The sequence below is a fragment of the Pseudomonas sp. Irchel s3f10 genome, assembly GCF_900187515.1.
In the GTDB taxonomy this organism is placed as follows: Bacteria; Pseudomonadota; Gammaproteobacteria; order Pseudomonadales; family Pseudomonadaceae; genus Aquipseudomonas; species Aquipseudomonas tensinigenes.
Window position 1 is genome coordinate 63,053 of sequence record NZ_FYDZ01000011.1, and the last position, 12,579, is coordinate 75,631.

General features: G+C 59.7%; 12 protein-coding genes. 8 read left to right on the plus strand and 4 right to left on the minus strand.

Annotation, left to right across the window (positions count from 1 at the left end):
- Nucleotides 1–10: 10 nt before the first annotated feature.
- From metK to CKW17_RS21410, 3 genes are all read left to right on the plus strand, one after another.
- The gene (gene metK / locus CKW17_RS21400; RefSeq protein WP_016987231.1) at nucleotides 11–1,201 is read left to right on the plus strand and encodes a methionine adenosyltransferase; all 1,191 of its coding nucleotides are present in this window, start codon (nucleotides 11–13) and stop codon (nucleotides 1,199–1,201) included.
- A gap of 260 nt (nucleotides 1,202–1,461) precedes the next feature.
- Nucleotides 1,462–3,138: an NAD-dependent DNA ligase LigB gene (gene ligB, locus CKW17_RS21405; RefSeq protein WP_095121458.1), complete on the plus strand. Its 1,677-nt coding sequence runs from the start codon at nucleotides 1,462–1,464 to the stop codon at nucleotides 3,136–3,138.
- 97 nt (nucleotides 3,139–3,235) lie between these two features.
- Entirely contained in the window at nucleotides 3,236–3,631 is a 396-nt protein-coding gene (locus CKW17_RS21410) for a DUF1090 domain-containing protein (protein WP_095121460.1), read from the plus strand.
- A gap of 145 nt (nucleotides 3,632–3,776) precedes the next feature.
- Here CKW17_RS21410 and CKW17_RS21415 read toward each other — a convergent pair whose 3' ends face one another.
- The gene (locus CKW17_RS21415) at nucleotides 3,777–4,226 is read right to left on the minus strand and encodes a cytochrome c (RefSeq protein WP_095121462.1); all 450 of its coding nucleotides are present in this window, start codon (nucleotides 4,224–4,226) and stop codon (nucleotides 3,777–3,779) included.
- Nucleotides 4,227–4,354: 128 nt separating this feature from the next.
- Between CKW17_RS21415 and CKW17_RS21420 the strand changes: the two genes are divergently transcribed.
- A complete protein-coding gene (locus CKW17_RS21420; protein WP_095121464.1) occupies nucleotides 4,355–5,533 on the plus strand; it encodes a murein transglycosylase A in 1,179 nt (392 codons plus the stop codon).
- Nucleotides 5,534–5,659: 126 nt separating this feature from the next.
- Here CKW17_RS21420 and CKW17_RS21425 read toward each other — a convergent pair whose 3' ends face one another.
- Nucleotides 5,660–6,043: an MAPEG family protein gene (locus tag CKW17_RS21425; protein ID WP_095121465.1), complete on the minus strand. Its 384-nt coding sequence runs from the start codon at nucleotides 6,041–6,043 to the stop codon at nucleotides 5,660–5,662.
- Nucleotides 6,044–6,082: 39 nt separating this feature from the next.
- Complete coding sequence (locus tag CKW17_RS21430; RefSeq protein WP_095121467.1) at nucleotides 6,083–6,916, minus strand: EamA family transporter; 834 nt, start codon at nucleotides 6,914–6,916, stop codon at nucleotides 6,083–6,085.
- A gap of 212 nt (nucleotides 6,917–7,128) precedes the next feature.
- Between CKW17_RS21430 and CKW17_RS21435 the strand changes: the two genes are divergently transcribed.
- Both CKW17_RS21435 and CKW17_RS21440 read left to right on the plus strand, forming a co-directional pair.
- Nucleotides 7,129–8,298, plus strand: a complete 1,170-nt coding sequence (locus tag CKW17_RS21435) for an MFS transporter (protein WP_095121468.1) — start codon at nucleotides 7,129–7,131, stop codon at nucleotides 8,296–8,298.
- Nucleotides 8,299–8,587: 289 nt separating this feature from the next.
- On the plus strand, nucleotides 8,588–9,850 hold the full coding sequence (locus tag CKW17_RS21440; protein ID WP_095112776.1) for a sodium:proton antiporter: 1,263 nt from the start codon (nucleotides 8,588–8,590) through the stop codon (nucleotides 9,848–9,850).
- 31 nt (nucleotides 9,851–9,881) lie between these two features.
- Here the strand turns inward: CKW17_RS21440 and CKW17_RS21445 are convergent, their stop codons facing one another.
- A complete protein-coding gene (locus CKW17_RS21445; RefSeq protein ID WP_095121470.1) occupies nucleotides 9,882–10,745 on the minus strand; it encodes a LysR family transcriptional regulator in 864 nt (287 codons plus the stop codon).
- 91 nt (nucleotides 10,746–10,836) lie between these two features.
- Here CKW17_RS21445 and CKW17_RS21450 point away from each other — a divergent pair, with 91 nt between their 5' ends.
- Nucleotides 10,837–11,250 (plus strand): VOC family protein, encoded by a 414-nt coding sequence (locus CKW17_RS21450; protein ID WP_095121471.1) that lies wholly within the window; start codon nucleotides 10,837–10,839, stop codon nucleotides 11,248–11,250.
- A gap of 37 nt (nucleotides 11,251–11,287) precedes the next feature.
- Nucleotides 11,288–12,577 (plus strand): cation:dicarboxylate symporter family transporter, encoded by a 1,290-nt coding sequence (locus CKW17_RS21455; protein WP_256586273.1) that lies wholly within the window; start codon nucleotides 11,288–11,290, stop codon nucleotides 12,575–12,577.
- Nucleotides 12,578–12,579 lie beyond the last annotated feature (2 nt).

The following is a 12,579-nucleotide window of genomic DNA, read 5'->3' on the forward strand; positions in this document are numbered from 1 at the left end:
AAACATCGAGATGAGCGAATACTCCCTCTTCACCTCCGAGTCCGTGTCCGAAGGACATCCGGACAAAATCGCCGACCAGATTTCCGATGCGGTGCTGGACGCCATCATTACCCAGGACAAACACGCACGTGTTGCCGTGGAAACCCTGGTCAAGACTGGCGTGGCCATCGTTGCCGGTGAAGTGACCACCAGCGCCTGGGTCGATCTGGAAGAGATCGTGCGTAACGTGATTCTCGACATCGGCTATAACAGCTCCGACGTCGGCTTCGACGGCGCGACCTGCGGCGTGATGAACATCATCGGCAAGCAATCCCCGGACATCAACCAGGGTGTTGACCGTGCCAAGCCTGAAGATCAGGGCGCTGGCGACCAGGGCCTGATGTTCGGCTACGCCAGCAACGAAACCGATGTTTTGATGCCAGCCCCGATCACCTTCTCGCACCAGCTGGTACAGCGCCAGGCCGAAGCCCGTAAATCGGGTCTGCTGCCTTGGCTGCGTCCGGACGCCAAGTCGCAAGTGACTTGCCGTTACGAAGGCGGCAAGGTTGTCGGTATCGACGCGGTTGTTCTGTCGACCCAGCACAACCCTGAAGTGTCGTACAAAGACCTGCGCGAAGGCGTGATGGAGTTGATCGTCAAGCACGTGCTGCCTGCCGAACTGCTGAGCAAAGACACCCAGTTCCACATCAACCCGACCGGCCAGTTCATCATTGGCGGCCCGGTAGGTGACTGCGGTCTGACCGGTCGCAAGATCATCGTCGACAGCTACGGCGGCATGGCCCGTCACGGCGGCGGCGCGTTCTCCGGTAAGGATCCATCGAAGGTTGACCGTTCGGCTGCCTACGCTGGCCGTTATGTTGCCAAGAACATCGTCGCGGCCGGCCTGGCCGAGCGTTGCGAGATTCAGGTTTCTTACGCGATCGGCGTGGCTCAGCCTACTTCGATCTCGCTGAACACCTTCGGCACCGGCAAGATCAGCGATGACAAGATCGTCAAACTGGTGCGTGAAGTGTTCGACCTGCGTCCATACGCAATCACCACCATGCTCGACCTGCTGCACCCGATGTACCAGGAAACTGCAGCGTACGGCCACTTCGGTCGCACGCCAGAGACCAAGACTGTTGGCGAAGACACCTTCACCACGTTCACCTGGGAAAAAACCGACCGCGCCGACGCTCTGCGTTCTGCTGCTGGTCTGTAAGACTTTCCCGGCTGCACAAAAAGCCCCGCACGGTTCGCGCCGTGCGGGGCTTTTTCATGGCTGTAATCCGGAGTTCAACTCAGAACGTTCAGGTCGATGCATATCCAGCAAACCACTCGGTCAGTCCCCTCTCCCTCCGGGAGAGGGTTAGGGTGAGGGGCTGTTTTCACTGCACAGAAACAAGCCGTAAAACACCCATCCGGCGGAGTAAATATCTTCGCCTAACCTTCAAACATTCCCCTTGAGCAAGGACGCTCACGATGCTTGCCACGCTGCGCCTGTTATTTATTTTCCTGCTGATGCCCACAACATTCAGCGCGCAAGCCACCTGCCCAAACTGGCCCGCTGCACACGCCCAACGCGAAATCGCTACCCTGCAAAACCAGATCAACCGATGGGACGACGCCTACCACCGCGAAGGCCGCTCATTGATTGCCGATGAGCTCTACGACCAATCCCTTGCGCAACTGCACGAGTGGCGAGCGTGTTTCAAAGTGCCCTCGCCACTCGATCCTTTACGCACAGCTTCAGGCTCAAACGCGCACCCCATCGCCCATACCGGTCTGGATAAAATCCACAAAGATGAGGCCGTGGGGGCCTGGCTACGTGATCGCAAGGACGTCTGGGTACAACCGAAAGTCGACGGCGTCGCAGTGACGCTGATTTATCGCGCGGGCGTTTTGCAACAGGTCATCAGTCGCGGTGACGGGGTTCGTGGGCAAGACTGGACGCCATCAGCGCAGAAGATCGGCGCCATTCCTCAACGCCTGACACAACCGTTGGATCTGCTGGTGCAGGGCGAACTCTACTGGCGCTTGAACGAGCACGTGCAAGCTCGATCCGGCAGCGTTAACGCTCGCTCCACCGTCGCGGGCCTGATGGGACGCAAAACCCTGGATGCCGAGCAAGCCTCCGGTATCGGACTGTTCGTCTGGGACTGGCCACAAGGCCCAGCGCAATTGCCCAAGCGAATAGCCACGTTGGCGACGCTGGGTTTCGCCACGATTGAACCGTACAGTCATCCTGTCGCCGACTTTGCTGCAGCACAGAAATGGCGCGATCACTGGTATCGCTCACCCCTGCCCTTTGCCACTGACGGCGTGGTACTGCGCCAGAGCCAACGACCACCCGCAGAACGTTGGCAGGCGCGCGCTCCGTATTGGGCAGTTGCGTGGAAGTATCCCTTTGCTCAAGCGCTGGCCGAAGTGCGCAAGGTCAACTTCAAGATCGGGCGCACCGGGCGTATCACGCCAGTACTCGAACTCAAACCCGTCATGCTCGATGACCGGGAGATCAAACGGGTTAGCGCCAGTTCCTTCAAACGCTGGCAAGACCTGGATATCCGCCCCGGCGATCAAGTGGCAGTCAGCCTCGCCGGCCTGACCATTCCAAGGCTCGACAGCGTGGTGCTGCGCGCCGCCGAACGCACAGACCTCAACATCCCCAACGCCGACGACTTCCACAGCTTGAGCTGCTGGCAACCCACCACCGGCTGCGAAAGCCAGTTTCTCGCCCGCTTGACTTGGCTCAGTGGCAAGCAGGGACTGGCGATGCAGCATGTCGGTCGCGGCACTTGGGAGAAACTTCTCGAAACACGCCGCGTGAACAACCTGCTGGATTGGTTGACCCTCGACGCGCCGGAGCTTGCTAACATTGCCGGCTTCGGCGAACGCAGCAGCGAACGCCTGATGCACAGTTTTCACAGCGCCCGTCAGCGACCTTTCGCGCAGTGGCTCAAGGCCTTGGGCTTGCCGCCAACCGGTCAGGCACAACTGCCTGATTCGTGGCAGGCGCTGGCACAACGTGACACCGAACAATGGCAGGCCGAAGCCGGTATCGGTCCGGGACGCGCAGCGCAATTGAGCGCATTCTTTCGCGACCCGCAGGTACTGGCCTTGAGCGAAACCCTACATGCCGCCGGAATCGACGGTTTCTGACTACGCAATCCCGGCGCGCCGGGAACCCATCGGCCACCCAGGCGCTCCAACTGCGCAGTGCCTGACCGACCCGATTGCCTTTGCACATGGAGCTTTTATGAAATTTCTCGCACCGCTCGCCATGCTGACCCTTTGCGGCGTAATGGCCGCCCCTGTGATGGCCGACGAAGACGCCCCGGGCCTGACCGGTTGCGCTGCCAAGAAGCAGGGCATCATGAATCAGATCGAACAGGCCAAGTCGCGCGGCAACGCCGATCAGCAGGCAGGCCTGGAAACGGCCTTGCGTGAAGTGACCGAACACTGCACCGACGCCGGCCTGAAGAAAGAACGCGAAAACAAGGTGCTCGAAGCCAAGCACGAAGTGAGCCAGCGCCAGGCTGATCTCGACAAAGCCATGAAGAAAGGCGACCCGGAGAAGATCAACAAGCGCAAAGACAAGTTGGCTGAGTCGCGCAAAGAACTGCAAGACGCGCTGGACGAAATCGATAAGTGATAAGTAATGCGGTGGACTTGATGCCCTCTTCGTCGGATCGCCGCCCGGAGCCGGCTCGCTCCCACAGTTGACCGGGTTGTCTAGGTGAACACCGTCTAATGTGGGAGCGAGCCTGCTCGCGAAGGCGTCAGTTCAGCTACAGAAATCAATGATCTCGAAACTGTTTATGGCAAGCGCTGCAGGCATCTTCAACTTTCTGCACCGCAGGCCCGAGATTGCTGGCCTTGTACGGCTGAACCTGACTGGCGATCACCAATTCACCGGTGGCCGCTTCAAGGGTGCGGGCCATTTCCTGAAACTGCGCCTGCTTCTGCCAGACATCGTCCTTGGCGCTGGTGTGATCTTCTTCGCGAACCTGCGGAAAATGCTTCCACGGTTCATGGGACAACGCATCGAGCTTGACCGCGCCGTCGGCGAACTTCGGCCCGTCGAACGGAATGCGCCCACGCAACATGCCGCCCAGGTCTTCGCCGGTTTTGAGCATTTGCTTGAAGATCGTTTTGCGTTGGCCCAGCGGAGAATTCGGATCGACACCGCCACAGGCGGACAAGGTCAGACAGGCCAGCAATACAACAGAAATGCGTTTAAGAGTCATGTTGGCTTCAGGTCACGGAATTCGGCGGCCAGTATCCTCGCGTCACCACCAAACACCAATAGCCCTATTAAAAATACGGGTTGTTCGAGCGCATGGAGCACTCGGCCAACCGGCACAGGAATTACTCCATGAATAGCCGTCTCAAGGCCTGGCGTCACCCGCTGATCGCAACCCTGCCGCTACTGGCAATCCTCGCCGGCTGCACTGGCGGTGACAACGCCAAGCCAAAAACCCACGCACTGGCCACTTACTCCAGCGCCACTTGGGAGGCCTTGCCAGCAGTGTCCGATAGCGATCTGGTCGCCGGTTTCGGCTCGTGGCGCAGCGCCTGCACCCGACTCAAGGCTGATGCGGTCTGGAGCACAACCTGTGCAGCAGCGGCCAATGTGCCGCAGAGCGCCGCAGAGATTCGTGCGTTCCTCAAACAGAATCTCGATGTCTACGGCCTGCGCGCTGAAAACGATAACCCCAACGGGTTGATCACCGGCTACTACGAGCCAGTCTACCCCGGCAGCCTGACACCCACCGACGTGGCCAACGTGCCGGTGTATGGCGTACCGGAAGACATGATCATCGTCTCGCTCGACAGCATCTATCCCGAACTCAAGGGCAAACGCCTGCGCGGTCGCCTTGAAGGACGGGTGCTAAAACCTTATGACGATGCCGCAACCATCGAATCCAAAGGTGTGAAAGCCCCGGTGGTTGCCTATCTGACCGACCCGATGGATCTGCAATTCCTGCAGATCCAGGGTTCGGGGCGAATTCAGACCGCGGACGGCAAACAGCTGCGCATTGCCTACGCCGATCAGAACGGCCATCCATATCGCCCAATCGGCCGCTGGCTGGTCGAGCAAGGTGAGCTGAAGAAAGAAGACGTGACCATGAACGCGATCAGCAATTGGGCCAAGGCCAATCCGTCGCGCATCCCCGAACTGTTGGGTAGCAACCCGAGCTATGTGTTCTTCACCCGCAATCCGGACAGCAATGAAGGCCCACGCGGTTCGCTGAACGTGCCGCTGACTGCCGGCTACAGCGCGGCGGTGGATCGCAAGGTGATTCCATTGGGCAGTCTGTTGTGGCTGTCGACGACAAAACCGGATGGCACGGCGCTGGTGCGCCCGGTGGCGGCGCAGGATACCGGCGGCGCGATTGCCGGTGAGGTTCGCGCAGATTTGTTCTGGGGCACCGGTGATGCGGCCGGGCAATTGGCCGGGGACATGAAGCAGCAGGGGCAGATCTGGATGCTTTGGCCTAAAGGTGCAGCGCTGCCGCAAGTGCCGCAGGTGGCTGATACAGAAAAGAAGTAACCCTTGGAATCTGCTGAGCTAATCAGATAGCTATCGCGAGCAGGCTCACTCCTACAGGGGAACGCATTCCAAAATGTAGGAGTGAGCCTGCTCGCGATGAGGCCAACAGCAACACCAATAAAATAATCAGACCGACACGAAGAAGAACGAAGCAATCAACCCCATCCCCACAAACCACACCAGCGAACGCAGGATCGCCCAGTCCGCCAGGTAGCAAATGATGTACAGCAGGCGACTGGTGATAAACAGCACCGCCAGCACATTGACCGTCACCAACTGCGCGGTTCCCACCAGGTGCGCAACGATCACCGCCGCTGCAAACGCCGGCATCACCTCAAAGCTGTTCAACTGCGCCGCGTGTGCCCGACGGGCCACACCGTTGAGGCTTTCAAGAAAATCACGCGGATCGTGGTTATCACTCAGCCGGTAGCCACCCACGGCTTTCGCCACGCCAGTGCACACATACGGCAGAAAAATCGCAATCAATACACACCACAGAGCCACCGTCATAACGCCGTCCTTTTTTCGAGTTATAGAATTCGCGAGCGGTCAGAACTTCATTACCAGCATGCCGATCAGCACCAGCCCACAGGCTAAGAGCCGCGGCCGGCCAAAAGGTTCTTTGAGGTAGCGCATGCCGAACAGCACCACCAGAATCACGCTGATTTCACGCAATGCCGCCGCCTCTGCAATCGAGCCCAATTGCATCGCCCACAGCACCAGAGCGTAGCTGGCCAATACGCAGAAGCCCACCGCCAACCCCAGCTTCCATTGCTCACGCCAGAACAACATGAACGCCGGACGCTTGGCGACCCACGCCAGCAACGGAAACGGCCAGGCGCTGAGCAGCGTGACCCAGACCAGGTAATCGAGCGGGTGCGACCAGCGCCGCAACGCCTGGCCGTCGATGTAGGTGTAGCAGCCGATGCACAGGCCGATCAGCGCCACCACCGGCAGCATCGACCACGGCAAATGCTTGCCGCCGCCGCCCTGCCACAGCAGGCATACCATGCCCAACGGAATCAGCATGATGCCGAAGATCTGCTGCGTGGTGAGCACTTCGCCGGCGAAGATCAGCGTCAGCGCCAGCACTACCAGCGGCGACAAACCGCGCATCAGTGGATAGACCAACCCGAGATCGCCGACCCGATACGCCTGAATCAGCAGGTAGCGATACAGCAGCTCAAAGGCTGCCGACGCCAGAATCCACGGCCAGATTTCCATGGGCGGCAAACTCACGAATGGCAACGCGATGGCGACGACCAGCAGCGCCACAGTGTCCATGCACGCCACCACCAGCAGCCGCTCGGCGCTGAACTTGATCAACGTATTCCACGTCGCATGCAGCAGCGCCGCCATCAATACCAACCCCGTCGCCAGCACGTTCCACTCCTTATTGTTGTTAGCGAGCCAATTAGTCAGATTATTGATTCGCGATGTGTCAGCAGCTGTTTATACTGCAAGCGACCACGCCGCACTCAGTTGCGCACAGAAAAATTCCAATAACTCTTGCCTGCACCGCCTCTTTTCGAAAGCGGTCGTCGGCCTGCGTATGCCTGATCAAAGCGTCAAGACTACCGACAGAGACCTTGCGCATGCCACTCGCCTTGCTTGCCCTCGCTGTTGCCGCATTCGGCATCGGCACCACTGAATTCGTCATCATGGGCCTGCTGCCCGATGTTGCCCGCGACCTCGCTGTGAGCATTCCTCACGCGGGTCTGCTGATCACCGGATACGCGCTGGGCGTGGTGTTCGGCGCGCCGATCCTGGCGATCGGCACCGCGAACATGCCGCGCAAAGCGACATTATTGGGGATGACGCTGATGTTCATCCTCGGCAATGTGCTCTGCGCCCTGGCACCGAACTACGCGACGCTGATGGCCGCTCGCGTTGTCACCGCCCTCTGTCACGGCGCGTTCTTCGGCATTGGCTCGGTGGTCGCCGCCGGGCTGGTCGCGCCGAACAAACGCGCACAGGCGATTGCGATGATGTTCACCGGCCTGACCTTGGCCAACGTCCTCGGCGTACCGCTGGGCACGGCGCTCGGGCAATACGCCGGTTGGCGTTCTACCTTCTGGGCGGTCTCGGTGATAGGAGTGATTGCGGCCCTCGCGCAGTGGTTGTGGCTGCCGAAACACATCCCGATGGACAAGGCCAACCTCGCCAGCGAGTTCAAGGTGCTGGGCAAGGTCAACGTGCTGCTGGCGCTGGGCATGAGTGTGTTGGCGTCGACCAGTCTGTTCAGTGTGTTCACCTACATCGCGCCGATCCTGCAAGACATCACCGGCGTCAGCCCACACGGGGTAACGGTGATGCTGCTGCTGTTCGGCGTCGGCCTGACCGGCGGCAGCATGCTCGGCGGACGCTTGGCGGACAGCCGTTTATTGCCATCGCTCGTCGGTGTGGCCTTGGCGGTGGTGGTGATTCTGGCGGCGTTCAGTCAGACCAGCCGCTCGGTGGTACCAGCGGCAATAACGCTGGTGCTGTGGGGAATTTTTGCTTTTGCACTGTGCCCGATTCTGCAACTGCTGATCATTGATCAGGCCCATGAAGCGCCGAACCTCGGCTCGACCTTGAATCAGAGCGCTTTCAACCTCGGTAATGCGGCGGGTGCGTGGATCGGCGGGTTGGTGGTGGCCAGTGGCGCGGATCTGGCGGACTTGCCGTGGACCGGTGCGCTTGTTGGCGTATTGACCGTGCTGACAGCGCTGTTTTTCATCTATCTGCAACGTCGCGGCGCGGCTGCGGTCAATGTGTCCGGCTGATCAGGTTTAGCCTGCAAGAGCCCTCACCCTAGCCCTCTCCCAGTGGGAGAGGGGACTGACCGTGTTGAATGTTCGAGTTACATCGACCTGAAATTTCGAGCCGAACTCAGGCCCTGAAAGACTTGAAGATCTGCTCCCTTTCCCCCTCTCCCTAAGGGAGAGGGCTGGGGTGAGGGGGCTCTTGATCTCATCACACCATCAACTGTGTCCCAATCCTGACTCAACCCATCCAACCCCTGCACCAAAGATTCGGTGCGCTATCTTTCACCCCTCATCCAAAGGACCCCGGATGCTTGAACTTGTCGCCGCTTTCATCTGCCTCACCACCCTCCTCACCTTCGTCAATTTCCGCTTCATCGGCCTGCCGCCGACCATCGGCGTGATGGTCACCGCTCTGCTGTTCTCGCTGATCCTGCAAGGCCTGAGCGTGCTCGGCTATCCCGGTCTCGAAGAGCGCGTGCAGCAACTGATCGGTCAGATCGACTTCGGCGATCTGCTGATGAACTGGATGCTGTCGTTCCTGCTGTTCGCCGGCGCCCTGCACGTTAACCTCAACGACCTGCGCAGCTACCGCTGGCCCATCGGCCTGTTGGCAACCTTCGGCGTGTTGATTGCCACCACGGTAATCGGCAGCCTCGCCTATTACATTTTTGCCCTGTTCGGCTGGCACGTGAGCTTCTTGTATTGCCTGCTGTTCGGCGCGCTGATTTCGCCGACCGACCCGATTGCGGTGCTCGGTGTACTGCGTACCGCCAACGCTTCAAAGCCGCTGAAAACCACCATCGTCGGCGAGTCGCTGTTCAACGACGGCACGGCCGTCGTGGTCTTCACCGTGCTGCTGGGCATCGCCCAACTCGGCGAAACCCCGACCGTCAGCGCCACCGCGATGTTGTTCGTTCATGAAGCCATCGGCGGTGTGCTGTTCGGCGGGCTGATCGGTTATCTGGTCTATCGAATGATCAAGAGCGTCGAGCAGCACCAGATCACCGTGATGCTGACGCTGGCACTGGTCATTGGTGGTTCGGCGATGGCCACCGAGATTCACGTTTCCGCGCCGATCGCGATGGTGGTCGCCGGTCTGATCATCGGCAACGTCGGGCGCAATCTGGCGATGAACGACATGACCCGCCGCTATCTGGACGGTTTCTGGGAATTGCTCGATGACATGCTCAACGCGCTGCTGTTCGCGCTGATCGGCATGGAGCTGTTGCTGCTGCCATTCAACTGGCTGCACATGGCAGCGGCTGGGTTGTTGGCGGTGGCGATTCTGCTCTCGCGCCTGCTCACCGTGGCCCCAGCGATTCTGCTGCTGCGCCGCTGGCGGACAGTGCCCGCCGGCACCATCCGGATTTTGACCTGGGGCGGTTTGCGCGGCGGTGTTTCGGTAGCACTGGCCCTGGCACTGCCGCTGGGCCCGGAGCGCGATCTGCTGCTGAGCATCACCTACATCGTGGTGTTGTCGTCGATCCTGTTGCAGGGCCTGACCATCGGCAAACTGGTCAAGCACGCGACTCGCAACGAGCCGAGTGCTGCGACCGAAACCGCGCACTGACACATCACTGCGGCGCCGTCGTGGAGTACTTTCATGACGGATCGCAGAGTAATTCGAGCAGATGTCGCATCGCCAACGGGCGGTGCGGCGTCGAGCTGTGCATCACCACCAGTTCCCGCGAATAACGCTGCTCCTTTTCCACCGGCAGGACATACATTCCGTCCAGCGCCATCCCGGCCCATTGCGGCACCAGTGACACTCCCATCCCCTGATTGACGAGCATGACGATGGTTTCCAGCGCATCCAGTTCACACAGCAAATTCGGCTCGATCGCCTGCTCGTCGAGGTAGCGCTGTGCAATCTGCCCGCCCCATGAACGCGCGTCGTAACGTATGAATGGACCTGCACGCAGCAATGTTTCCAGCGATTGCCCGGTGTGCGTGGCCGGAGCAACCAGAACCAACGGCTCGATCTTAAGCACGGTCAGCGCCAGAGCCTTGGGTGGCTGAAATGGTGGCTTGACCAGAATCGCCGCATCCAGTTCGCCCGCCAGCACTTTTTCGTAAAGGCTTTTTGAATCCCCGGGCGTGATCTTCAGCTTCAACGCCGGCGCCGAAAATGCCAATCGCTCGATCAACCCCGGCAACACACCCGTCAACGCCGTCGAGATCGCGCCAATCTTCACCTCTCCCGTCAGAGCATCGTGGTTCAGATCGTTTTGCAACGCCTGCGCCTGTTCGATGATCGCCCTGATTTGCGGCAGCACCTGCAGACAGAGATCCGATGGCCGTACGGCATGCGCGGTGCGCACCAACAAGGCATAACCCAGTGACCGTTCGAGTGCCTGAACTCGCTGACTGATCGCCGCCGCCGTGCGGTTTTCGCGGCGCGCGGCGGCCGCAATCGAACCGGTTTCAACTACTGCGATCAGGCTTTGAAGAAAGCGCACGTCCATAAGTTTTCCTTTCGCTCAGAACAAGGCGAAGCCGTTTTGCCCCGCCGCATGGCCTGTTTAACCTGAGTGTTCCTTCACTCGGGGCTATCACATGAACAGACCTTTTCACGCTGCATACCATGTTTGCGACCTGGAACAGACGCGGACTTTTTATCGAGATGTGTTGGGCTGCACTGAAGGCCGCAGTACAGAGACGTGGGTCGACTTCGACTTTTTCGGCAATCAACTCTCGCTGCACCTGGGCAAACCCTTCGCGACAACCCGCACCGGGCAGGTCGGCGAGCACAAGGTGCTGATGCCACACCTCGGCGTGGTGCTACCGCTAGAGGAATGGCTGGAACTGGCCGAGCGGCTGAACCGCCTGGGCACTCACTTTGAAATCCCACCGGTGACTCGTTTCGCCGGCGAAACGGGCGAGCAACGCACGATGTTCTTCCTTGACCCCAGCGGCAACCCGATCGAAGTCAAAGGCTTCAAGGACTTCAACGGTCTGTTTGCGCATTGATTCCAACCCCAACAAACACAATAAAAAGGGGCACAGCATGAGTAGCAAAACATCCACCAGCCTGGTCACTCGCATCATGATCGGGCTCGCCGCCGGGGTCGTCGTCGGCATCCTCCTCAACCAGTTTCCCGAACACAAAGCCTGGTTTATCGACAACCTGCTGCAACCGGCGGGCGACCTGTTTATCAGGCTGATGAAAATGATCGTCGTACCGCTGGTCTTTGCCTGCATGGTCGTTGGCATTGCCGGCGCGGGCAGTACCAAGGCCTTGGGACGGGTCGGGATAAAAACACTGGTGTATTTTTTCACGATCACCAGCATCGCCATCGTCTTCGGGCTGATCATCGGCAATGTATTCCAGCCCGGCGCTGGCGCGGATTTCAGCAGCACCTTGCAAGCACCGGTCACCGGCCTGGCCACTACGGGTGAAACGCAGAACCTGGGTCGAACCTTGGTCAACATCGTCCCGGACAACATCGTATTGGCCATGTCGCAGGGCAAACTGCTGTCGGTGTTGTTCTTTGCCATCCTGTTCGGCTGCGCCTTGTCGATGCTGCCCGAGCAACAGAAGGCGCCGCTGATCGCGGTGATGCAGGCGGTTTCCGACACCATGTTCAAAGTCACGCATCTGGTCATGCACTATTCGCCGATCGGCATCTTCGGCCTGATCGGCGTGACCGTGGCCAGCTTCGGTTTGAGTGCCTTGCTGCCGCTGGCCAAGCTGATCGGCATCACTTACGTAGCCGTGCTGCTGTTCGCATTCTGCGTGCTCGGGTTGGTGGCAAGAATCGCGGGTATCCGTTTTTTCCATCTGATTCGGGAAATACGCAGTGAACTACTGCTGGCCTACAGCAGCGCCGCTTCGGCCACGGTGATGCCGCAACTGATCGAGAAAATGGAGCGCTATGGAGCGCCGCGCCCGATTACCAGCATGGTCATTCCGCTGGGCTACTCGTTCAACCTCGACGGCGCATCACTGTTTGCAGGGCTGGGCACGTTGTTCATCGCTCAGGCTTATGGCATTGACCTGGGTCTGGCAGATCAGGCAATGCTGGTGCTGATCATGGTGCTGACATCCAAAGGCGCGGCGGGCGTGCCGGGCTTCATGTTCATCATTCTGACGGCAACGCTGACCGCCGCCGGATTGCCCGTGGAAGGCGTGGCGATCATCGCTGGCGTTTACCGGTTGATGGACATGCCGGTGACTGCGCTGAACGTGTTGGGCAACGCGCTGGCGCCGCTGGTCATTGCACGTTGGGAAGGCCGGCTCAAGGCGCCTGAAAGCGAGCCGGCCGCGTCATCGGTCAGCCCGCCGTTCAACGCCTGAAA